Source organism: Tellurirhabdus rosea (assembly GCF_026278345.1).
Taxonomy (GTDB): Bacteria; Bacteroidota; Bacteroidia; order Cytophagales; family Spirosomataceae; genus Tellurirhabdus; species Tellurirhabdus rosea.
Genome location: NZ_CP111085.1, coordinates 5,424,887 through 5,445,780, shown reverse-complemented (window position 1 = coordinate 5,445,780; position 20,894 = coordinate 5,424,887). Strand labels below are relative to the sequence as shown.

19 protein-coding genes and 5 tRNA genes are annotated in these 20,894 nt (G+C 54.9%); 14 read left to right on the top strand and 10 right to left on the bottom strand.

What is annotated here, in order from left to right; translation table 11 throughout:
- Positions 1-174: 174 nt before the first annotated feature.
- Positions 175-1,131 carry an oxygen-dependent tRNA uridine(34) hydroxylase TrhO gene (trhO, locus tag ORG26_RS22930; protein WP_266365983.1) on the bottom strand — a complete coding sequence of 319 codons (957 nt, stop codon included), beginning with the start codon at positions 1,129-1,131 and terminating at the stop codon, positions 175-177.
- A gap of 179 nt (positions 1,132-1,310) precedes the next feature.
- Here trhO and ORG26_RS22925 point away from each other — a divergent pair, with 179 nt between their 5' ends.
- Positions 1,311-1,928, top strand: coding sequence for a deoxynucleoside kinase (locus ORG26_RS22925; RefSeq protein WP_266365982.1), 618 nt, complete (start codon positions 1,311-1,313; stop codon positions 1,926-1,928).
- Positions 1,929-2,039: 111 nt separating this feature from the next.
- Here the strand turns inward: ORG26_RS22925 and ORG26_RS22920 are convergent.
- Positions 2,040-2,121: transfer RNA gene (locus ORG26_RS22920), tRNA-Leu, on the bottom strand.
- A gap of 429 nt (positions 2,122-2,550) precedes the next feature.
- Between ORG26_RS22920 and ORG26_RS22915 the strand changes: the two genes are divergently transcribed.
- On the top strand, positions 2,551-2,949 hold the full coding sequence (locus ORG26_RS22915; protein WP_266365981.1) for a DUF3127 domain-containing protein: 399 nt from the start codon (positions 2,551-2,553) through the stop codon (positions 2,947-2,949).
- A gap of 28 nt (positions 2,950-2,977) precedes the next feature.
- Here the strand turns inward: ORG26_RS22915 and ORG26_RS22910 are convergent, their stop codons facing one another.
- The 5 genes from ORG26_RS22910 to ORG26_RS22890 form a co-directional block, all read right to left on the bottom strand.
- Positions 2,978-3,514 (bottom strand): DUF4136 domain-containing protein, encoded by a 537-nt coding sequence (locus ORG26_RS22910; RefSeq protein ID WP_266365980.1) that lies wholly within the window; start codon positions 3,512-3,514, stop codon positions 2,978-2,980.
- 106 nt (positions 3,515-3,620) lie between these two features.
- Positions 3,621-3,693 (bottom strand) — tRNA-Lys (locus ORG26_RS22905).
- Positions 3,694-3,755: 62 nt separating this feature from the next.
- Positions 3,756-3,831, bottom strand: a tRNA-Lys gene (locus ORG26_RS22900).
- A gap of 62 nt (positions 3,832-3,893) precedes the next feature.
- Positions 3,894-3,969 (bottom strand) — tRNA-Lys (locus tag ORG26_RS22895).
- A 61-nt stretch (positions 3,970-4,030) separates the two neighbouring features.
- A tRNA-Lys gene (locus ORG26_RS22890) sits at positions 4,031-4,106 on the bottom strand.
- A 76-nt stretch (positions 4,107-4,182) separates the two neighbouring features.
- On the opposite strand from ORG26_RS22890, the gene ORG26_RS22885 reads away from it, so the two are divergent.
- Entirely contained in the window at positions 4,183-4,917 is a 735-nt protein-coding gene (locus tag ORG26_RS22885; RefSeq protein ID WP_266365979.1) for an SH3 domain-containing protein, read from the top strand.
- A 54-nt stretch (positions 4,918-4,971) separates the two neighbouring features.
- Here the strand turns inward: ORG26_RS22885 and ORG26_RS22880 are convergent, their stop codons facing one another.
- Complete coding sequence (locus ORG26_RS22880) at positions 4,972-5,781, bottom strand: SDR family oxidoreductase (protein WP_266365978.1); 810 nt, start codon at positions 5,779-5,781, stop codon at positions 4,972-4,974.
- 186 nt (positions 5,782-5,967) lie between these two features.
- Here ORG26_RS22880 and ORG26_RS22875 point away from each other — a divergent pair, with 186 nt between their 5' ends.
- Positions 5,968-6,405: a CHRD domain-containing protein gene (locus ORG26_RS22875; RefSeq protein WP_266365977.1), complete on the top strand. Its 438-nt coding sequence runs from the start codon at positions 5,968-5,970 to the stop codon at positions 6,403-6,405.
- Between the two features lie 52 nt (positions 6,406-6,457).
- Here ORG26_RS22875 and ORG26_RS22870 read toward each other — a convergent pair whose 3' ends face one another.
- Positions 6,458-8,710 carry a gliding motility-associated C-terminal domain-containing protein gene (locus ORG26_RS22870; RefSeq protein WP_266365976.1) on the bottom strand — a complete coding sequence of 751 codons (2,253 nt, stop codon included), beginning with the start codon at positions 8,708-8,710 and terminating at the stop codon, positions 6,458-6,460.
- A gap of 59 nt (positions 8,711-8,769) precedes the next feature.
- Between ORG26_RS22870 and rlmD the strand changes: the two genes are divergently transcribed.
- Positions 8,770-10,185, top strand: a complete 1,416-nt coding sequence (gene rlmD / locus ORG26_RS22865) for a 23S rRNA (uracil(1939)-C(5))-methyltransferase RlmD (RefSeq protein ID WP_266365975.1) — start codon at positions 8,770-8,772, stop codon at positions 10,183-10,185.
- 78 nt (positions 10,186-10,263) lie between these two features.
- Here rlmD and dnaB read toward each other — a convergent pair whose 3' ends face one another.
- A complete protein-coding gene (dnaB, locus tag ORG26_RS22860) occupies positions 10,264-11,898 on the bottom strand; it encodes a replicative DNA helicase (RefSeq protein ID WP_323134324.1) in 1,635 nt (544 codons plus the stop codon).
- Between the two features lie 350 nt (positions 11,899-12,248).
- Between dnaB and ORG26_RS22855 the strand changes: the two genes are divergently transcribed.
- The 9 genes from ORG26_RS22855 to ORG26_RS22815 all read left to right on the top strand — a co-directional run bounded on the left by ORG26_RS22855 (position 12,249) and on the right by ORG26_RS22815 (position 20,894).
- Positions 12,249-13,205: a PhoH family protein gene (locus tag ORG26_RS22855; protein ID WP_266369465.1), complete on the top strand. Its 957-nt coding sequence runs from the start codon at positions 12,249-12,251 to the stop codon at positions 13,203-13,205.
- Positions 13,186-14,520: a M43 family zinc metalloprotease gene (locus ORG26_RS22850; protein ID WP_266365974.1), complete on the top strand. Its 1,335-nt coding sequence runs from the start codon at positions 13,186-13,188 to the stop codon at positions 14,518-14,520. The genes ORG26_RS22855 and ORG26_RS22850 overlap by 20 nt, the downstream gene beginning before the upstream one ends.
- A gap of 11 nt (positions 14,521-14,531) precedes the next feature.
- On the top strand, positions 14,532-14,984 hold the full coding sequence (locus tag ORG26_RS22845) for a GNAT family N-acetyltransferase (protein ID WP_266365973.1): 453 nt from the start codon (positions 14,532-14,534) through the stop codon (positions 14,982-14,984).
- Entirely contained in the window at positions 14,984-17,074 is a 2,091-nt protein-coding gene (locus ORG26_RS22840) for a ComEC/Rec2 family competence protein (RefSeq protein ID WP_266365972.1), read from the top strand. The genes ORG26_RS22845 and ORG26_RS22840 overlap by 1 nt, the downstream gene beginning before the upstream one ends.
- Positions 17,075-17,107: 33 nt before the next feature.
- Positions 17,108-17,599 (top strand): YajQ family cyclic di-GMP-binding protein, encoded by a 492-nt coding sequence (locus tag ORG26_RS22835; protein ID WP_266365971.1) that lies wholly within the window; start codon positions 17,108-17,110, stop codon positions 17,597-17,599.
- A 32-nt stretch (positions 17,600-17,631) separates the two neighbouring features.
- The gene (locus ORG26_RS22830; protein ID WP_266365970.1) at positions 17,632-18,306 is read left to right on the top strand and encodes a TetR family transcriptional regulator C-terminal domain-containing protein; all 675 of its coding nucleotides are present in this window, start codon (positions 17,632-17,634) and stop codon (positions 18,304-18,306) included.
- A 75-nt stretch (positions 18,307-18,381) separates the two neighbouring features.
- Positions 18,382-19,716 (top strand): ABC1 kinase family protein, encoded by a 1,335-nt coding sequence (locus ORG26_RS22825; protein ID WP_266365969.1) that lies wholly within the window; start codon positions 18,382-18,384, stop codon positions 19,714-19,716.
- A gap of 102 nt (positions 19,717-19,818) precedes the next feature.
- The gene (locus tag ORG26_RS22820; RefSeq protein ID WP_266369464.1) at positions 19,819-20,289 is read left to right on the top strand and encodes a deoxycytidylate deaminase; all 471 of its coding nucleotides are present in this window, start codon (positions 19,819-19,821) and stop codon (positions 20,287-20,289) included.
- Complete coding sequence (locus ORG26_RS22815; RefSeq protein WP_266365968.1) at positions 20,286-20,894, top strand: acyl carrier protein phosphodiesterase; 609 nt, start codon at positions 20,286-20,288, stop codon at positions 20,892-20,894. Before ORG26_RS22820 ends, ORG26_RS22815 begins: the two co-directional genes overlap by 4 nt.

Below are 20,894 nucleotides of genomic sequence, written 5' to 3'. Positions count from 1 at the left end.
GGTTTGTTGTTTAAATGTGTGAGAGGGCAAAGGTACAAATTGCGGTCGTCTGGACTTTATCAGACGGGAACTTTGTATACCATTAAAACGCAAAAGACGCGGATTGGATTGATTTTCGCGGCCGGCGCCGCCTGTCTCAATCCAATCCGCGTCCCGGGCGCAGACGCCACCGGCTTATTTCAGGGCCAGCGATTTCCGACTGATGTATCCCTGAAGAGGCGTGTAGCCTTCCGTTTTTTTGCTGTAATACCCCGTTCCGTCGTAAGCGCGGAGGTGAGGGTCCGCCTTGCAGGCATCCGCGCAGGTGCCCTGGTGTTCCCAGCCGCATTCTTCGCACATGGCCACGTGGTTGTTGCACGAGGGGCTGGCGCAGTTGATCATGCGGGCCGTTTCGGTACCGCAGCGGAAGCAGGTCGAAATCACCTTCGGATTGACCTTGTTGACATCGACGGCTATGCGGTTGTCGAACACGTAGCATTTGCCTTCAAAATCCTGTCCGCCTTCTTCCTGGCCGTATTTGATGATCCCGCCGTGCAGCTGGTAGACATCCTTGAAGCCCTGCTGCAGAAGGTAAGCACTCGCTTTTTCGCATTTGATGCCGCCGGTGCAGTAGGTAATGACTTTCTTGTTTTTCAGATGTTCGATCTCATGGATGTGCTCCGGCAGTTCGCGCAGGTTCTCCATATCGAACGTGACCGCGCCTTTGAAGCGCCCCACGGCATGTTCGTAGTTGGACCGCATATCGACCAGAACCACGTCTTCGTCGTCGAGCATCTGCCGGAACTCGGCGGGTTCGAGGTGCTTGCCCGTTTCGCGGCGCGGGTCTACCGGCAGGTCCGAATTGACAATCTCCTCTTTCAGGCGCACATGGAGCTTCTGGAAGGCATGCGTATCGTGTTCTTCCACCTTAAAATCAATCCCGGCAAAACGGGGGTCGGACGCGACAATCCGCATGTACGCTTCGCAGTCGGCCGCCAGTCCGGACACCGTTCCGTTCAGGCCCTCGGGGGCAACAATAATGCGGCCCAGGAGGTTGAGTTGCAGGCACAGGAGATGGTGCTCATCCCGGAACTGTTCAGGGTTTTCAAGGGGAGTATAGAAGTAGTAAAGCAGAACGCGGTACGGTTTCATACGCAATGTTAACAGAATGGGCAATGAATGCGCAAAGATAACGATTCTGGCCGGAAAGGGGTTCATGGTACCGGCTGACTTGCACGACTGGCGGAACCTGATTAAAATCACAGACGGTTATAGGAAAATGAGCCGGGATTTGCGATTTTCGCGACCCTTGTTCTATTAAACTTGTACATATGCACATTGCCATTACGGGAAATATTGGAGCCGGTAAGACCACACTGGCCAGATTGTTGGCTCAGCATTACGGCTGGGACGTGCTGGAAGAGGCCGTAGAAGGCAATCCCTACCTGAAAGACTTTTACGAGGATATGGAGCGCTGGTCGTTCAACCTCCAGATCTATTTTCTGAACAGCCGGTTCGAGCAGGTCATCCGGATTAGGGAGTCCGGACGGAGCGTGGTGCAGGACCGGACCATTTACGAAGACGCCTTTATTTTTGCCAAGAACCTTTTCGACAGCGGTCTGATGACGGAGCGGGATTACCTGACGTACCGGACCCTGTTTGACAACATGCTGGCGCTGGTTCGTCCGCCGGACCTGATGATCTACCTCCGGGCCGACCTTCCCAAACTCACGTCCCAGATTCAAAAACGCGGACGGGACTTCGAAAAGTCGATCAGCGAGGAATACCTCGGCAACCTGAACCGGCATTACGAGGATTTTATCGACGGCTACACCGCCGGCAATCTGCTCGTGATCGACGTCAGTCAGGTGGACTACGCGGCTCGTCCGGAAGACCTGCAGGCCATCATCCGGCAAGTGGACGCAACCCTGACGAACGTTTCGGTTTAGATAAATCTCTTTTGAACGCAAAAAACCGGCCCCGAAAAAGGCCGGTTTTCTTTTGCGATTTGGCACAGGCACAAAAAAGCCCTGCAAACATTTGTTTGCAGGGCTTCTCAGTGTCCACGGAGGGATTCGAACCCTCACACCTTACGGCACCACCCCCTCAAGATGGCGTGTCTACCAATTTCACCACATGGACGTGTTCGGTTTGTTTCCCGATTTGGTGGTGCAAAAGTAGGTCTAACAAATGATAAAACCAATATCCACGTTCATCATTTTTTATGTTTTAAGGCCAAATACAGCGTTTTCTGAGAAAATTTATAGAATCACAGAGTATATACGTCCGCCTGTTTTCTTTACTCATTATAACAGGACATGCTTCTTTCCAGACAGACAGTCAGGAGAATTGAACATAGAGCTGTTTATCATAGGTTAGCACTGGACCTGGCTCTTCTCGGGAAAGAGGAGCCAGTGTTTTTTTGGGGCCTGGCCGGTTTTTATGAAAAATCCTGCCGGAGAAGAGGCAACGTTTTGTAGGATTTTGCAGGAATTTCCGCTAGAAAGTCGTAAATTGTAACCTAATAGCAGTTGCGGCAGGGTTGTCGGAACAGGTTTATTTGACAGTATAATGGCACTCGAATTAATCGGAAAATTAGTCAAGGTCCTGCCGGAGCAGACAGGACAGGGGAAAAACGGAACCTGGGTTAAACAGAACTTTGTCATCGAGACAGTTGACCAGTTTCCCAAGCAAGTTTGCCTGACGGTTTGGGGTGAAAAAGCGGCCGATCTGAAGATGTACGCCCCCGGCGACAGCATCCGGGTGATGTTCAGCCTGGAGTCCCGCGAGTATAACGACCGCTGGTATACCGACGTCAAAGCGTGGCGCATTGAGGCAGCCGAAGGCGAGACCTCGTCTGCACCGGCTGAATACAGCGCCCCGGCTGGCGCTTCTTCCGGAAGCAGCCGTTCGGCGGCATCACCCCCGCCCAATTTTATTGGAGAAGACGATAGCGAATTACCCTTCTAATGGAAAAGCGGCCTTAGCGCCGCTTTTTTTATTGAGGAACCTTTTCGAACAGTTTGGCCATGCTTTCATTGGCCCGTTTCTGGCGCTTGTCCGGCTTATCGGGAATGACGCCTTCCGCCACACCCTGCCAGACCATTTCGTTGCGGGACCGGTCCACCAGATGAATATCGACCGTTCCCTGCTTGTAGCGCCCCACTTCCACCTCACGCGAACGCCAGGTGTACCGGCGCTGGCCGATGTAGTTCGGCGGGTCGGTCAGGAGGGAGGTTTGCCGCGTCTGAACCTTCTCCGCCACGTTGAGGCCGATGTTGACCAGCAAGTCGGGCTGGGCCGCCCGGCGCAGACCACGGCTTTCCAGTTCGCGGGTAATGGCTTCTTTCAGCCGGTCCACTTGCGGCCGGATTGAAACGCGTCCGGAATCGCCGGTGGTTTCGACCGAATAGAAATTATACGTCTTGTACCTAGCAAGCGAAAATCCGTTATCGGCCTTGGTGTCGACCACCCGCACGGAACTGCAGGCCCACACCAATCCGGTCAACAGAAGGAAGATCAGTTTTTGTGTCATCGATTTAGGGAACTTGACCGTTCCTAAAACGCCGCAAAACTGTCTTTGTTTGAATCCGGGTCGGTTTGGGGTAAAACAAAAAAGCCGCTCGAAGCGGCTTCTGTTGTGATCCGGCTGGGACTCGAACCCAGGACCCATACATTAAAAGTGTATTGCTCTACCAACTGAGCTACCAGATCAGGATCTGTCTGCAGAAGTTCGCTTCGTGAAGCGAACACTGTACTTTAATTAGGTTACTTTTTGGTGATCCGGCTGGGACTCGAACCCAGGACCCATACATTAAAAGTGTATTGCTCTACCAACTGAGCTACCAGATCAGGATCTGTCTGCAGAAGTTCGCTTCGTGAAGCGAACACTGTACTTTAATTAGGTTACTTTTTGGTGATCCGGCTGGGACTCGAACCCAGGACCCATACATTAAAAGTGTATTGCTCTACCAACTGAGCTACCAGATCAAGGTCTGTTTGCGGAGTCCGCTTCGCGAAGCGAACTTTTGCACTTTAATTAGGTTACTTTTGGTGATCCGGCTGGGACTCGAACCCAGGACCCATACATTAAAAGTGTATTGCTCTACCAACTGAGCTACCAGATCTTGTATATTTGCCGTTTGGGTTAGCGTTATTTCTTTCCCGAATTGCGAGTGCAAAAGTAGGCCTTTTAGATGCTCTATGCAAGCTTTGTTCGGTAAAAAAAGTGCATTTTTTTCATTTATTCTGCTTTGGCTGACACAATTTGCTGTCGCTCAGCGCCCAGAGGATTTACTAAAAAAAGCCGATTCGCTCTTCCGGCTCGGCGAGTACCGGCAGGCCGGGCGTTTGTATGCGCAATACGAGCAGAAAGGGTTTCCGCCAACCGACCCGCTGCTGCTGAAACAGGCTTTTATTTTTGAGAAACAACAGGATGTTCCCCGGCAATTGTTTTATCTGCAGCGTTATTTCGACCGACTGCCCAACGAGGCCGTCCTGCGTAAAATGAACGAAGTGGCGCTGGAGAACAACTTGTCCGGTTACGAAGCCGACGACCTGAACTATTTTTACCTCTTTTACAAGCAATACAGTTCGTATTTCATCATTCTGCTGCTGGTCCTCGGTTTTTATGTGTTCGGGGTCTTCTGGACGAAATACCGAAGGCAGGAAACCATCCGCCGTGAACACAAATGGATCGTGTTCTTCTACCTCATCGGTCTGCTCATGCTGGTCAATCTGCCCGAACGCTACCAATCGGGAATCATCAACCGGAACGCCGTCTATCTCCGGCAGCAACCCTCGGCGGCGGCTCCCGTGGTGGGCGTCATTGGCAAAGGCAACAAAGTGAATATTCTGGGCGGGCAGGACGTGTGGCTGCGCGTGTACTGGAACAATGGCCTGTACTACGTTCGTCAGGATGCCGTCTGGCGGGTGTAAAAAAAGGCAACCCGTCTACTGTGAGTTGCCCTTGAAAGCCAGAAAACCTTCTATTCAGCGCCGGAGCGGCGAGTCTTTCTCCTTGGCCAGCGTGTTGTAAACGAGTTTGTCGGTCAGCGCCGGCAGCCATTTGTTGAGGAAAACCGTCAGCTTTCCCTGGGCGGTCAGCACCAGATCGCGCTTCCGCTTTTTGACCGCCCGCAGGATGTGGTCGGCGCATTCTTCGGCGCTCATCATGTTGCTTTCGTCGCGCATCGTCTCTCCGCTGGCATTTCCTTCCTTATCGAGGGCCGCAAACCGAATGTTGGAAGCCGTGAAACCCGGGCAGGCCAGCAAGACATGCACCCCGCTATGCAGCAATTCGGTACGCAGCGCCTCCAGAAAGCCGTTGACGGCAAATTTGGAAGCCGAATAGCCGGTCCGGACGGGGAGGCCGCGGTAGCCGGCAATCGACGATATGCCGACGATCGAACCTTTTGTTTTTTTGATATGGGGCAGAGCGTGGTGCGTTGCGTAGACGGTGCCCATAAAATTGATGTCCATGACCTTGCGGATCACCTCGGGGTCCAGGTCTTCAAACATCGAGCGCATGGAGATGCCCGCGTTGTTGATCAGAATGTCCAGACGCCCGTAGTAGCGGATCGTTTCCTCAACGAGGTGTTTCACCTCAGCTTCCACGCTCACGTCGGCGGGTAGCGCCAGATGGTCAATACCGGCCGCGGAGAGCTCGCGGCTGGCGGCCTCCAGGGAGTCCAGGCGGCGGGCACAAAGGACAATGCGGGCTCCTTCGCGTCCAAAGGCAAAAGCAAGCGCCTTGCCAATGCCGGTGGATGAGCCGGTAATCAATACAACTTTATCCGTCATGGAGGGTACTTTTTAACAGAAGACCGACTGTTTTAGGCCAAACAATAAAATATGCCGGGCCCGGAAAGAAACATTGGCCTTAAATTCAGTTATGTATGCAAAACGGCTCCAGATGCCGTGTTGGAATTGCTGCAAAGTTAGTATTATTGCGCAGCATTAGTTGTGATCCTATTAATTTCACCCATTATGAAAAGAACGTTTGCGTTTTTCTTCCCCGCTCTGCTTGCCGTGCTGCTGACTTTTACTGCCTGTGAAGATAAGGATGCTCCGGACAAGCGGGATACCGTCGACCTGACCGCCACCATCAACGGAGCACAGCAAATCCCAGCGAATACTTCCACCGGAACGGGGACGTTCACGGGGACTTACAATAAAGTAACCAGACAGCTCCAGTACCAGGTCAATTACTCCGGGGTAACTCCGGCACCGACGACGGGCGGCCTTTATTACTTCACTGACTATAATTCGCAGGTTGGTCCCGCAATCACGACCTTTACCACGACGACGGCACCGATCTCGGGTACGGTTCAACTGAACCAGGCACAGGAAAACATGCTCTTCGGCGGCATGACCTACGTCAACCTCGGACCCATCCGCGGCAATATCCGGCTCAAAGATTTTTAAGGAAAAACCAATCACAACAAAAAAGTCCGCTCTTCAGCGGACTTTTTTGTTGTTAGCGCAGAAGCGTGACCGGACCCCTGAACGCCTGGCGGGTGTATTTGATCAGATAGAAGTACTGGCCCGTGGGGAAGCCGAGGCCGTCCCAGCGAAAAAGGCGGCTGGTGGAGGCGTAGACTTTGGTGCCCCACCGATTGTAGATTTCAACCCGTTCAAACTGTTCGGAGCAGGTCGATTGCGGCAGTTCAGGCACCGAAAACGCGTCGTTTTTGCCGTCATTGTTCGGCGTAAAGACGTTGGGAACGGTAATCTCAAAATTACTGCTTCGGTCTTTCAGGATAATCGTGACCCGGGTTGTATCGAACCGGTTGGGCAGGCAGCTGTTGTCTTCGGTCAGAAAGTCCATTTCAAACCGGGCTTCGGACTTGCCGTTCATAACGCGGCACTCGGGCGTCCAGGCAAAAGGAGAGGTCAGCGGCCCCTGGCCCGACTTCTCCTGAAACTGCATGCCGACGGATTTCCAGTCAAAACCCCTGCCCTGGGCACTCAGCTTCAGCACATCCGGGTCTTTGTCGTTGGCGATGGCGTCGAAGGCGACGGAGGCCTCCTGCGGCGCTTCGGGGTTCAGCGTTAATTCAATGACGGGGTTGGGCAGGGTGGTCCGCACCTCGGGTTTATTGCTGTTCTCGGGAAGGGCCGCCAGCCGGACCGTAACGGTATCCCGCTGGCTGCCGTTACATCGCTGGTCCGTCACGATAAAGTCAATCACGTATTCATTGCTGCGAACCTGGCCGCACTGCGGAGTCCAGCGGAAAACCTGCGTGACGGAGCCCGTGCCCGAAACCGAAGCAAAGCTCATGCCCGCCTGCGCCAGCGTAAAGCCGCGCCCGACGGCCACCAGCGTAATCTGGTCGCGGTCCAGGTCATTGCCGAACACATTGAACGAAAGCGCCTTGCCGACGACGGCCGTAGCCCGCTGGTTGGGCAGGTCGGTGGTGGCGTCGGGCACCGCGTTCGGGTCCGGCTCAATCTGTAGGCGGATTTGGAGCGTATCCTCCAGCCCCTGCGGGCATCCATCGTCAACGGCCAGCAGATTGATGGTCACGGTCCGCCCGTCGGGCGGGGCCAGACAGCGGTCAAAACAGACCTGGGTGCGGGCCGTATCCCCGGGCATCCGGATAAAAACCTCCGAATTCTGAAGCGTAATCCCCGGTTGGTTCCCGAGCGGCAGCAGACGAATCCGCTGATTCCCGTCCCGGTCGGTGATGAGGAGGTCAAAACATTTGTTGTCGTTGCGGGAAAGCGTCACCAGACTTCCTTCCCGATAAAAGGCGGCCTGCCCCGTCTGCCGCATCAACAGCCGCGGAGCGGCGTTGGAAGGACATTCGATTACTTTCAGCTGAAAATCCCGGCGGACCAGTCCAATGCGGCGGTACTGGCCGGAGGCGTCTTTCCGGTATTCCTCAACCTGTACGCAGAACACATACAGACCGGTCCGGTTGGCGGTCACGGTCAGCAGGCCGGTGCGCGGATTCACCTGAAGCGGCTGCGGACCGGGGATGATCTGGCCGAGGCCGATGCCCGCCGCCCAGCGGACTTCCGGGTAGGAGGAACTGCCAGTCGCAGTCTGCGGGCTGGGATTATTCCGGCTACTGAAACCGTTGTACGGCGTGACCAGCCGGTAGATGAGGCTGTCCCGGTCCGGGTCGCGGGCGCCGAAATCAAAGGTGAACGGCCGGTTGACGCAGATGTAATCGCCCTTCGCCAGTCCGAAAACCGGGGAGGAGTTGACAAAATTGTTGCCGTCCCGGGTAATCGCCGGAAATTCCAGATAAAAAGTAGAACCAGCACCGCCCGGGTCCTGGATGTTGTTGATCGCACTGTTGCGGCAGCAGCGTTCCCAGACCACGTAATAGCCCGAAGGGTCGTTGAAGGTCCGGACGTTAAGGCCGATTTCGGAGCCGTAGCGGATGAAGCGTGTCTGCAGGGTCGAGTTGGCACAGTCCGGATTGGTGTAGTTGACCATGCTGGTGGTTGTGCGGGGCAGGATGGCTTCACCCATCAGGGCGTTATCCGACTTTCGGAAGAAGAAAACGGTCACGACTGGGTCTTCCGCCTGGGGATTGCCAAACTGGGCGTCGAAGTAAAGATTCAGGTTGAACTGGTAATTGACAAAGTCCCGGCCATTGGGTCCAACGTACTGCATTTCCAGCTCGCCTCCCACGATATGCGTTGCCAGAGCAGGGAGTCCGCCCACTAAACACGCTCCTCGGATGAACCAAAGGAAGAAAAAATAAAGTTGTTTCATTCAGGAAGAGGATAGGAGTTGCGCAAAGAGCGTGCTTAATTTACGGAATTTTTGAAATTATGCGTAAAAAATACAGGAAGCCGGACGAACGCCTGGAGCGCGTCCGGATTGACGACGTGGCGGCGGAGGGGAAATGCCTCGTCCGGACGTCGGAAGGAGTGATCTTTGTGGAGGGCGCCGTGGCTCCCGGAGATGTCGTCGATATTCGGATTGTCAATCAGAAAAAGCAGTACCGCGAAGCCGTCGCGGAACGGATTCATGAATTCTCGGATGTCCGCACACAGCCGTTCTGTCAGCATTTTGGTGTCTGCGGCGGGTGTAAATGGCAGCATATCAAGTACGAGGAACAGCTTCGGTTCAAACGCCAGCAGGTGGTCGATCACCTGACCCGAATCGGCAAAGTCCAGTTGCCCGAAATTCCCGAAGCCCTGGCTTCGGCCGAGACGACTTATTACCGCAACAAACTGGAATTCACCTGCGCCGACGGCCGGTGGCTGACCGATGCGGATATCCAGTCGGGCGCTCAGCTCGACAAACGGGCGGTTGGATTTCACGTGCCCAAGCGGTTCGACAAAGTCCTTCCCATCGAGCGGTGCTATCTGCAGCCGGACCCCTCGAACGCCATTCGGCTGGCGGTGGCCGATTACGTCGTTCAAAACGGACTGACGCTCTATAATCTGAAAACGCACGAAGGGTTTCTCCGGACGCTGATTATCCGAACGGCATCAACCGGGCAGATTATGGTTACCGTGCAGGTGGCGCAGAACGACCCCGAACAGATTGCCGCCCTGCTCGACTTTCTGAAAAGCACGTTTCCCGAAATCAAATCCCTGAATTATATCCTGAACACGAAGAAGAACGATTCGTATCAGGACCAGGAGGTGATCAATGTCCACGGAAGCCCGTTCATCGAAGAGCGGATGGAGGACCTGACCTTCCGGATCGGAGCGAAATCGTTTTACCAGACCAACTCGGACCAGGCTTACGAGCTTTACAAAATAACCCGGGAATGGGCGGGTCTTACCGGACAGGAGCGGGTCTACGACCTTTACACGGGCACCGGGACAATCGCGCTGTTTGTGGCCCGTCAGGCGCAGCACGTGCTCGGCATCGAGTACGTGGAGGCCGCGGTGGAAGACGCCCGCATCAACGCCCAGGTGAACGGAATCCGCAACGCGGAGTTTCTGGCCGGGGATATGCAGAAACTGCTGACGCCCGAGCTGCTGAACCAGTATGGCCGTCCGGATGTGGTCATAACGGACCCGCCGCGGGCCGGCATGGACGAGCCGGTGACGCGCAACCTGCTCCAGGCGGCGCCCCAGCGCATTGTGTACGTCAGCTGCAACTCCGCCACGCAGGCAAGAGACCTGGCAATTCTGGATGAACTCTACGAAGTAACGGGCGTGCAGCCGGTAGACATGTTCCCCCACACGCACCACGTGGAGAATGTCGTCCGGCTGGAGAAGAGAAAGTGAAGGAATACTGAATGTTGAAGGTTGAATTTTGAATGGACTCTGTTAAGAGAGGCAAAGTCCATTCAAAATTCAACCTTTTCAAAACGGCGTTGGCTGGTTCGGGTCGATGGTGCCGAAGCCGCCGGTAAGGTTGTTGGCACGGCTCTTAATGACGCCGCCCGCCGGGGGCGCAGGCGCTTCGAAGCTGCTGAGACCCGAGACGGAATTGTCAAAACCGCCGCCGGGAGGCGCAAAGCCGCCGGGGCCGGGGCCGTTCTGGGGCGGCATGAAGTAGCCGTCCATATCCGCAAACTTGGTGTATTTCCCGATAAAGCGAAGCTGAACGGTATCGAGGGAGCCGCTTCGGTTTTTGGCCAGGATGACCTCGCCCATGCTGGTGGTCGGATTGCCCGCTTCGTCCGCCGTAATTCCGTAGTATTCCGGACGGTACAGGAAGATAACCATGTCGGCATCCTGCTCGATGGAACCGGATTCCCGAAGGTCGGAGAGCTGGGGCTTTTTGTCGCCGCCGCGCGTTTCCACGGCCCGGCTCAACTGAGACAGGGCAATGACGGGGACATTCAGTTCTTTCGCCAGGTTCTTGAGTGCCCGGGAAATAGAGGCAATCTCCTGTTCCCGGTTGCCGCCGCCTTTGGTACTGTCGCCCGACATCAGCTGAAGGTAGTCAATGACGACCATCTGAATATCGTGCTGGGCTTTCAATCGGCGGCATTTGGCCCGGAGTTCAAGGATCGAAAGAGCCGGCGTATCGTCGATAAAGATGGGCGCTTCGGTCAGGCGCTGGATTTTATGGTGCAACTGCGCCCATTCGTGCGGGGCCAGATTTCCTTTCTTGATTTTTTCGCTGTCAATTTCGGCTTCGGCCGAGATCAGACGGTTGACGAGCTGCACCGAGGACATCTCCAGCGAAAAAATAGCCACGGGCTGCCCAAAGTCCACGGCGGCATTGCGGAGGGCTGAAACCACAAAAGCCGTTTTACCCATCCCCGGCCGGGCGGCCAGAATGATGAGTTCGGAACGCTGCCAGCCCGCCGTGACGCGGTCGAGGGCGGAGAAGCCCGAAGGCACGCCCGTAAGACCGTCCCGGTTGTTTTTCTTCTGTTCCAGTTCGGTCAGCGCCTGCCCCATGATGGAGCGCATGTCCGCGTAGTTCTTCCGGATATTTGACTCCGAAATCTGGAACAGCGTTTTTTCAACCTTGTCGAGAAGCGTAAAGACGTCCTGAGAATCTTCGTAAGCGTCCCGGAGAATCTCGGTGGAAGCCGAAATCAGGGCCCGTTTGATGGCCGATTCGGTAATAATCCGGGAATGGTATTCGATGTTGGCGGCCGAAGTAACTTTGGTGGTCAGTTCGGTGATATAAACCGGACCGCCAACAAACTCAATTTCACCCGTTTTGCGAAGCTGGTTGGTAACCGTCAGCAGATCGACAGGTTCCGAGTTGCCAAAAAGAGTCAGAATGGCATTATAAATCCGCTGGTGCGCTTCTTTGTAGAAGCTGTCCGGCTTCAAAATGTCGATGACGGCCGAAAGGGCGTCCTTTTCAATCATCAGGGCACCTAAAACGGCTTCCTCCAGGTCAACGGCCTGCGGAGGCAGCTTCCCAAAACCAGTGGGCGCGAGATATTGGTTATTCCCGTCCGACATCCGCCGGTCGCGAACTGAACCGATGGGCTTGCGGTAGGAAGAGCTATGTGGGCGTTCGTTTTCCATATGGTGTACGCAAGTATAACCAATCAGAGCCAGAAAAGAAAAGCCATAACGGAAGGCTATCTGCTACTCATACTGCATAACTAACGCTAACTAATTGGGTCTAAACTAACTATTTTGTGGATTAAAATAGAAAAACAAATACAATTTTTTGTAACCGGTTTTTAACTACGTTGTCCCGCGTCGGTAAAACGCGGGTTTGGCCTTCAGAAAACAGGACCGGCATTTTCCCCGTCCGGATTTCCTTTTGAGGCTTGGAAATAAATTGTCGTAATTTTTGTTGTATAGGAGAAAGTTTTGCCTGAATTTAAGACAGCATTTCACAGAGTAATTATCTAAAACGATTGGAAGATTTGGTAGAAAAAGTAATCACGCTCGACAATGTTTCGTTGATTGACTTTCTCGGAGTAGAGAACAACAACATCAAGGAGGTGGCTGCCGCCTTTCCGATGAGCAAAATCATCTCGCGCGGCAACGAAATCCGAATAAAAGGAACCACACCTGAGATTACCCGCATTACCGAAATTCTGGATTCCCTTCTGGAACATTACCAGCGGTACGGCAAACTGTCGAATGAAAACGTTCGCAGTTATTTAACAAAAGGGGAGCAGCCGGGCAACCCGGTCGTGGTCAACGAGCCGGACGACGATGAGGTGCTGGTGTACGGAACCCGGGGTATTATCGTCCGGGCCAAAACGGCCAACCAGCAGCGTCTGGTCGAGGCCGCCCGAAAAAGTGATCTGGTCTTTGCGGTAGGGCCTGCCGGGACGGGTAAAACCTACACGGCGGTGGCGCTGGCGGTGCAGGCCCTGAAAAACAAGGAGGTACGGAAAATTATCATTACGCGCCCCGCCGTGGAAGCGGGCGAAAACCTGGGTTTTCTGCCGGGTGATCTGAAGGAAAAAATCGACCCATACCTGCGTCCCATTTACGACGCCCTGGACGATATGATTCCGGCGGAAAAACTGAAGTTTTATATCGAAAACCGGATCATCGAAATTGCGCCGCTGGCCTACATGCGGGGACGAACGCTTAACCACGCTTTCATTCTGCTGGACGAAGCCCAGAACACGACGCCCATGCAGATGAAGATGTTCCTTACCCGGATGGGCCCCAGTTCGAAGGCGGTCATTACCGGGGACCGTTCCCAGGTGGACTTGCCGAAAAACCAGCGTTCGGGTCTGATCGAAGCGGTTGAAATTTTGAAGAATATTCCGGGCATTACGTTCGTTGAACTGGATGGACGCGATGTGGTGCGTCACCGGCTGGTCAGAGAGATTATCACCGCGTATGAACGGGCTGAAAAATAAAGTTTTATTATCCGGGCTGGGTTTGTGGCTGGCAATTAGCGGGCTACAGGCCCAGCCTGCTTCGTTCACCGGGGAAATGCCTGCTTCCCGCTGCGGCGCGGTCCAGTACGAACAACGCCTGCAGCAGCGCAACCCGCAACGACTGCAGCAAAGGCAGACTCTGGACCGGTTGATTCAGGAAGCACTGACCGAAAAGGCCGGGGCGGCACGCGCCAGCCGGGTGGGAGAGGTGGCCTACCGCATCCCGGTCGTGGTCCACGTGATTCACAATAACGCTTCCGGAGCCTTGGGCGGAAGCAATAACCCGAATATTTCGGACGAGCAGATTCTGTCGCAGATCCGGGTGCTCAACGAAGATTATCGCCGGGTTCTCAACACCCGCGGATACAACACAAGCCCCATCGGAGCTGACACGGGCATTGAATTTTTTCTGGCCCGGACAGACCCCAACGGCAGTCCGACCTCCGGGATTACCCGGCATCTGTACACCCAGAAGCGGGAATTCGATGTCTACAATGACGATCTGCTGCTTTCGGAAATCGCGTACTGGCCGAGCGACCGGTATCTGAACATCTGGGTAGCGCCGCTGGAAGGTTCTTTTCTGGGCTATGGCCATTTTCCTACTGCGGCCTCGATCAAGGGACTGGAAGAGGAGACCGACGAACGGACCGACGGGGTCATTATCGATTACCGGGTTTTTGGCACGGGAACCGGCACGGTGACCAGTAATTACTACGCCTATGGCCGGACCACGACCCACGAAGTAGGCCACTGGCTGGGGCTGATCCATACCTGGGGAGATGTAGTTTGCGGAGATGACTACTGCGACGATACGCCTCCCACCGAGCGGGCTTTTGAGTCGCTTCCCTGCCGGGAGGTGTACTCCAACTGCAACGGCGTCCGGACGCGAAACTTGATTGAGAATTACATGGATTACTCGCCGGATGTTTGCATGAATATGTTTACGGGCGACCAGCGGGAGCGGATGCGGATGGTGCTTGAGGTGAGCCCCCGCCGCCGGAAACTGGTCCTGGCGCAGGAAGCGCTTCCCGAAACAGAAACGCTGACGGTCGCACTGGGCCCCAATCCGACATCGGCCGCCTTGCCAACTACGCTGACCGTTCAGTTTGCTGGCTATCAGACGTTTACCGTTTCCATTGTCGATGTGGCCGGAAGGCTGGTGAGGGAGCAGGAATTCAAAGAGTATCCCGGTTTAAAACTTACGTTGCCCTTGCATTCGATGGGCCCCGGCGTTTATTTCGTCAAGGTCCGTACAGCCGGGGAGTCCGCCACGCGCCGTTTGCTTGTCTACTAATTTGATTTTGAATGATTACAGTACAACAGGTTACCCATCCGGAAGAGTTGAAAACGGTGTTCGCCATTCGCGAATCCGTGTTTGTGCAGGAACAGAACGTTCCGGCGGAGGAAGAGTACGATGAATTTGAAACCAGCAGCCGTCATTTTCTGGCCTTTTCGGACGGTACACCCTGCGGCACGGCCCGCTGGCGGACAACCTCCAATGGGGTCAAACTGGAGCGGTTTGCCGTTCTGAAAGCGTTCCGCGGACAGGGCGTAGGCCGTGAACTGGTTCATTCTGTTCTGGAGGACGTGTTCAGCCAGCAGCCCGAACCCCTGGGCAAAATTTACCTTCACGCTCAGGTAACGGCCATGCCGCTGTATGCCGGTTTTGGCTTTGAACCGGTAGGCGATTCGTTCGATGAATGCGGGATACAGCATTACAAAATGGTACTTCCGACCCACCGTTACTCCAAAAATTGATGCTACGCTGGTCCGCTCAGCCCTTCCTCCGGTATGTGCTGGCTTTGATGGCAGGGATTGTCTGCTACGCAGTTTTTCCCGGGGCCAAGGCTATCGGTGGAGCTTACCCGGTAGGAGGGGTCCTGCTTCTTGCCCTCCTTTACCTCTTTCTGCTGTTTAAAAAGAAATTCGGCGCCAGGCGGACGGGTTTGGCGGGTCTCCTGCTGCTGAGCAGTCTGGGCTTTCTGGTGTCGATGGCACACGATGAGCGGCAGGCCGACGACCATCTTGTACACCTTCCCGGGCGGGTACTCGCGTACGAAGCCCGGGTGCAGACGCAGCCGGAGCAACGGCAAAAAAGCTTCCGGTTTGTCCTGCGGGTCGAACGGGTCAGGACCGCCGGGGGCTGGCAGAATGCTTCCGGCCAGATTCTCAGCTACCTCAGCCGGACCGCCGCAACGCCACCCCGGTACGGGGAGCGCTGGCTGATTGCTGGGTCTCCCGAACGGGTCGAAGGCCCCAGAAATCCCGGCCAGTTTGATTACCGGGCCTTTCTGGAAACGCAGCAAATCTATCACAGGCATTTCCTGAAGCCGTCGCAACGGCGACTGCTCGGCCTGCAGCCACCTTCCCGGAGTGTGCAGTTCGCCTACCGGATCAATGGGTGGGCGGATAGTCTGTTTACCCACCATCTGAAAGGGAATCAGGAGTTTGCTATTGTCAAGGCCATGATTCTGGGCGTGCGCGATGCCATTGACCCCGATTTGCAGCAGGCCTATTCCGCGGCGGGTGCGGTGCACGTGCTGTCGGTCTCCGGCCTGCACGTAGGCGTCCTGTTCTGGGTGTTAAGTGCGGCCTTCGGTTGGATGCGCAAGCAACCGAGAGGGAAGGCGCTCTTTTTTATCCTGGTGACCGGCACGCTCTGGTTCTACGCGTTGATGACCGGTTTCTCGGCCCCGGTTCTGCGGTCGGTTGGCATGTTCTCCCTGTTCCTGCTGGCTCAGTTGCTGAATCGACAACACAACCTGCTCAATACGCTGGCAGCTTCCGCTTTTCTGATTTTGCTGTTTGACCCCAACGCACTTTTCTCAGCGGGATTCCAATTGTCGTATCTGGCCGTGGGAGGGTTGGCGATCTGCCAAAAGCCGTTGTACCAGAGCCTCGTGTTCAAAAACCGGGTGGCCAACTGGTTGTGGGAAATGACGTCAGTTGCTCTGGTGGCGCAGTTGTTTACGTTTCCGCTGGCGGTCTATTATTTTCACCAGTTTCCGACCTACTTCTGGCTGGCAAATCCGCTGGTCATTCCGCTTTCGTCGCTCGTCCTGATTCTGGCGATGGCGTTACTGGGGACCGGCTGGATAACCGGGCTTTCGGATGTTATTGGATTTCTTCTTTCCAAAAGCATGTGGCTGCTGAATCAGGTCGTGCTGCTGACCGAGCGCCTGCCGTACTCCGTGCTCGGCCCTTTCCGCCTGACGGGGTTCGAACTAATTTTGCTGGCGGGTCTGCTCGTCTGCCTGCTGTTGATCGTCATGGAGCGAAGGGCCGGACTGATCTGGTGGGCCATCGGGATTAGCGTGGTGTTGAGTTTTTTGAATTTGAGCCTTCAATGGCAGCGTGAAAAACAGCGGATTTTGGTCATTCATGCGGGCGGGAAGCAGCCCATGATTAATCTGATTCAGGGAAATACGGCCGAATTTTTCCATATTATTCATTTTTCCGACTCTGACCCTGCCTTTACCTTCAACGTGCAGGGTACTTTCGATAGCCTGGGGGTGCCGGGAAGCGGGATAACATTTAGCCAGTTGGACTTACATCACCAGTCCATCCAGATCATCGCGCGTCGGGGGAAAACGATCGGCGTGATCGGGCGTGCTTATGCCAGAAACAACGTCAGGTTAGCCATACCGCTTGATTATCTGGTCGTTACTCAAAATGCGGTCAGGGACTGGAAGCAGTTGTCGGGGCGACTGGGTGCCCGGACGATTATCCTGGATGAATCAAACGGGCGCCGGACGGCCGAGTCGCTGATGATTCAGGCCCGGACGGCGGGTTTCAAGTCTATTTTCTGGACTCGGGAGACCGGTGCCTTTGTAACGCGTTTTGAGTAACTTGCGCGCTCATGACCACAATTCAATCTTCGTATGGCCTCCTTTGATGTCGTTAGCAAAGTCGATATGCAGACCCTGGACAATGCAGTGAATGTAGCTGTCAAGGAAATTACAACCCGGTATGATCTGAAAAATAGCAAAACCGTCGTTGAACTGGATAAAAAAGCGCCCGCCATCCGGGTAGAGACAGACAACGAAATGAGCCTGCGCTCCATCGAAGATATTCTGGTAAGCCGGATCATCAAACAGGGACTGGATGGGCGCTGCATCGATTTCAGCGTGGAACCCGAGCAGGCCGGAACCCGGCTCAAGAAAGACCTAAAGGTTCGGCAGGGACTGGACAAGGAGCAGCAGCGTAAAGTCCTGAAAATCATCAAGGACAATGCCCCCAAAGTGACGGCCCAGATGATGGATGACCAGATTAGGGTGACCAGCAAAAAGATCGATGAACTGCAGGCGGTTATTGCTGTGCTGAGGCGGATGGTGCAGGAGTTTCCGCTTCAGTTTGTTAATATGAAAAGTTAAAACTTTTTGAGGAAACGGGACGTTTTTCCAGTATGGAAAAGCTCGAGAAAATCCGTAAAGCATACACGGAATTTGTACTTGAAAAAGGCACACCGCCCCCTACCGTTTACCAGTTCGCCAAAAAACTGAAGCTCACCGAAGCGGAATTTTACGAGGAATACACTTCCTTCGAAGCCATTGAAGCCGATGTCTGGCTGGCATTTTTTACCCAGGCCCGGCAGACGGTCGAAGAGGATGCCGTTTACCAGACCTATTCGGTTCGCGAAAAGCTGCTGGCTTTTTATTTCACCTGGTTTGAAGTGCTCAAATCCCAGCGAAGCTTTGCGGTGTACAGCTACGGCCGCCTCCGCGAGACGGCCCGACCCCAGAATCCGGTTCTTCGGGCACGGGCGGCCAATCGCCCCGCCGCTTCCCCCATCCTGAAACCTTTTCGGGAGGCGTTTTACGATTTTGCCCGCGACCTGCTGGCCGAAGGCCGGGAAAGCAAAGAGGTTGAACCACGGCCGTTCCTCGGCGACCGGTACGTCGATGGCCTCTGGACCCAAACCCTGTTTTTGCTCGATTTCTGGATCAATGATGTCAGCAAAGGCTTCGAGCGGACGGATACGGCGATTGAAAAAAGCGTCAACACCGCTTTCGATCTGATAGGCCGTACGCCATTGGACTCGCTGTTCGACCTGGCTAAGTTTATTTACCAGAATAAATGAGTGATTCAGCGAACGGGTGATGGGCCAATCTGCCCTTTCCATTGTTCGCCGGATCACTCTTTCACTCCTTTTCTCATGAAAGAGCAAAATCAGATTCCCACATCCAAGGTTGCGCGGGCCAGTCAGTTTGTGAAAGCGGGTATTAAGGTTGGGGGAAACTACCTCAAGCATTACAGCAAAAAGCTGGTGCAGCCTGACCTGCCCAAGGACGAACTTCACAAGGATAACGCCGCCGATATTTACAGTACCCTGAGCGAGCTGAAAGGCAGCGCGCTGAAAATGGCCCAGATGCTGAGCATGGACCGCAACATTTTGCCGCGGGCCTACGTCGACAAGTTCACCATGTCGCAGTATTCGGCGCCGCCGCTTTCCGGGCCGCTGGTCGTGAAGACGTTCCGGACCTTTTTCGGGAAATCGCCGCAGCAGTTGTTCGATACCTTTGAGATGGGGGCTGTCAATGCCGCCTCCATCGGCCAGGTGCATCTGGCGACTAAAGACGGCAAAAAGCTGGCCGTCAAGGTGCAGTACCCCGGGGTGGCCGACTCCGTCAGTTCGGACCTGCGGATCGCCAAACCGCTGGCAATCTCCCTGCTGGGTCTCAACGAACGGGACATCGACCGGTACATGGGGGAGGTGGAGTCCAAGCTGCTCGAAGAAACGGACTATGAACTGGAACTCCGCCGGTCGGTGGAAATTTCCAACGCCTGTTCGCATATCGAAGGGCTGGTGTTTCCGGCCTATTACCCGGAACTTTCCAGTAAACGCATTCTGACGATGGACTGGCTGGACGGCCTGCACCTGAAGGACTTTCTGCGGACCAATCCGTCCCAGGAAATTCGGGACCGGGTTGGGCAGTTGCTCTGGGACTTCTACGACCACCAGATTCACCAGCTTCGGCAGGTGCATGCCGACCCCCATCCCGGAAATTTTCTGATGCGGCCGGACGGCACCATGGGCGTCATTGACTTCGGATGCGTAAAAGTGATTCCTGACTTCTTTTACGACAATTACTTCCGGCTCATCAATTTCGACACGCTGGATGAAGAAGAGGCCACCGTGCAGATTTTCCGCAACCTGGAATTCATCGTTCCGGAAGACAGCCCGCGGGAACAGGTGTTCTTTTCGGACCTGTTCAAGCAGATGATCTACCTGCTGGGCAAGCCGTTCAGCGTTCAGGAGTTTGATTTTGGGGACGATTCCTACTTCGATTCCGTGTACGCCTTCGCCGATGAATTATCCCGCGTTGAAGAATTGAAAAATTCAAAGGTCGCCCGCGGCTCGCAGCACGGCCTTTACATCAACCGGACCTACTTCGGGCTCTACTCTTTGCTGAACGAATTGAAGGCCCGGGTGGTAACCAACCGACCCTCGTGGCTTCAGTCCAAAGCTTTGATGGCATCGAATAAATGAGTAAATCGAATAGGAATTACATTAACGATCCATCGTATCCCTTTGAATCAGGAGCTTTCACATTCGGACGAGCGGCTGAAGCCCCGTTTTGAAGATATTTTTATGGAGCTGGCCGTGAATCTTTCCCGGCGCTCGCATTGCATCAAGGCCCAGGTCGGCGCCGTTTTAACCAAGGAAACACGCATCATTTCCATTGGTTACAACGGACCGCCGGCCGGGACGCACAACTGTGACGAGGAATTTCCGGACACCGGCTGCCCGCGGGATTCCAAGGGAAGCTGTTCGCTGGCGCTGCACGCGGAGCAGAACGCGATTCTGTATGCGGCCAAGAACGGATCGAGTGTGGAAGGGGCGACCCTCTACGTGACGCTGTCGCCCTGCATCGCCTGCGCCCGGATTATTTACAGCATGAAAATCGCCAAGGTAATTTATTTGCATTCGTACGCCCGCTACAAAGGAATCGGGGTGGACGAAGGAGTCGAGTTTTTACGAAAATTCGGCGTGCAGGTGGAAGCCTACCAGCCCTCGGCCGGTTTCGAGGCAACCTTTGCGATCGGCGACCCGCATTTATGAATATTCTGGCGCATACTGTTTTGTCCGGTCCGCAGGAGGCGATCATCCTCGGTAATTTTATCGGTGATTTCATCAAAGGCGATCCCGCCCACGAAAAGCACGGGTTACCGGCGGCGTGGCAGCAGGGAGTCCGGCTGCATCGCCGGATCGACACCCTGACGGATGAACATCCGATTTCGGCCGGGTTAAGAACGCTGCTCCACCCGTATTGCCACAAGTACGCCGGCGTAGCCCTCGACCTGATCTACGACCATTTTCTGGCCTTAACCTTTCAGACCCGGACCGGGCTTTCGCTCGAACCGTTTGTGGATTCCTTTTACGCCGTTTTGACCCGAAGTGCCGGTAAAATGCCGCCACCTGCCCAGCGGCTGGCCGAGTACATGATCCGGGGAAACTGGCTGGTGGGTTATCAGACATTGGACGGCCTCGACCGCGCCCTCCGGGGCATGACCCGCCGGACGGTTTTTCCTTCTCATCTGGACCAGGCGATGGTCTGCCTGACCGCAAATTATGCTATTTTTGCCGATGGTTTCGCGGCGTTTTTCCCCGTTCTTCAGCAGGAATGCGACCGCTGGTTAGAGGAGGCGGCCAACTCGCCCGATTGA

Excerpts from the sequence above, each read along its gene's own strand:
- ORG26_RS22915 (WP_266365981.1), top strand. The coding sequence starts at position 2,551 with ATGGCACTCGAATTAATCGGAAAATTAGTCAAGGTCCTGCCGGAGCAG.
- ORG26_RS22870 (WP_266365976.1), bottom strand. The coding sequence starts at position 8,710 with ATGAAACAACTTTATTTTTTCTTCCTTTGGTTCATCCGAGGAGCGTGT.
- ORG26_RS22845 (WP_266365973.1), top strand. The coding sequence starts at position 14,532 with ATGATTACAGTACAACAGGTTACCCATCCGGAAGAGTTGAAAACGGTG.
- ORG26_RS22850 (WP_266365974.1), top strand. The coding sequence starts at position 13,186 with ATGAACGGGCTGAAAAATAAAGTTTTATTATCCGGGCTGGGTTTGTGG.
- ORG26_RS22910 (WP_266365980.1), bottom strand. The coding sequence starts at position 3,514 with ATGACACAAAAACTGATCTTCCTTCTGTTGACCGGATTGGTGTGGGCC.
- ORG26_RS22840 (WP_266365972.1), top strand. The coding sequence starts at position 14,984 with ATGCTACGCTGGTCCGCTCAGCCCTTCCTCCGGTATGTGCTGGCTTTG.
- ORG26_RS22830 (WP_266365970.1), top strand. The coding sequence starts at position 17,632 with ATGGAAAAGCTCGAGAAAATCCGTAAAGCATACACGGAATTTGTACTT.
- ORG26_RS22825 (WP_266365969.1), top strand. The coding sequence starts at position 18,382 with ATGAAAGAGCAAAATCAGATTCCCACATCCAAGGTTGCGCGGGCCAGT.
- ORG26_RS22820 (WP_266369464.1), top strand. The coding sequence starts at position 19,819 with ATGGAGCTGGCCGTGAATCTTTCCCGGCGCTCGCATTGCATCAAGGCC.
- trhO (WP_266365983.1), bottom strand. The coding sequence starts at position 1,131 with ATGAAACCGTACCGCGTTCTGCTTTACTACTTCTATACTCCCCTTGAA.
- ORG26_RS22880 (WP_266365978.1), bottom strand. The coding sequence starts at position 5,781 with ATGACGGATAAAGTTGTATTGATTACCGGCTCATCCACCGGCATTGGC.
- dnaB (WP_323134324.1), bottom strand. The coding sequence starts at position 11,898 with ATGGAAAACGAACGCCCACATAGCTCTTCCTACCGCAAGCCCATCGGT.
- ORG26_RS22875 (WP_266365977.1), top strand. The coding sequence starts at position 5,968 with ATGAAAAGAACGTTTGCGTTTTTCTTCCCCGCTCTGCTTGCCGTGCTG.
- ORG26_RS22835 (WP_266365971.1), top strand. The coding sequence starts at position 17,108 with ATGGCCTCCTTTGATGTCGTTAGCAAAGTCGATATGCAGACCCTGGAC.
- ORG26_RS22925 (WP_266365982.1), top strand. The coding sequence starts at position 1,311 with ATGCACATTGCCATTACGGGAAATATTGGAGCCGGTAAGACCACACTG.
- ORG26_RS22885 (WP_266365979.1), top strand. The coding sequence starts at position 4,183 with ATGCAAGCTTTGTTCGGTAAAAAAAGTGCATTTTTTTCATTTATTCTG.
- ORG26_RS22815 (WP_266365968.1), top strand. The coding sequence starts at position 20,286 with ATGAATATTCTGGCGCATACTGTTTTGTCCGGTCCGCAGGAGGCGATC.
- rlmD (WP_266365975.1), top strand. The coding sequence starts at position 8,770 with ATGCGTAAAAAATACAGGAAGCCGGACGAACGCCTGGAGCGCGTCCGG.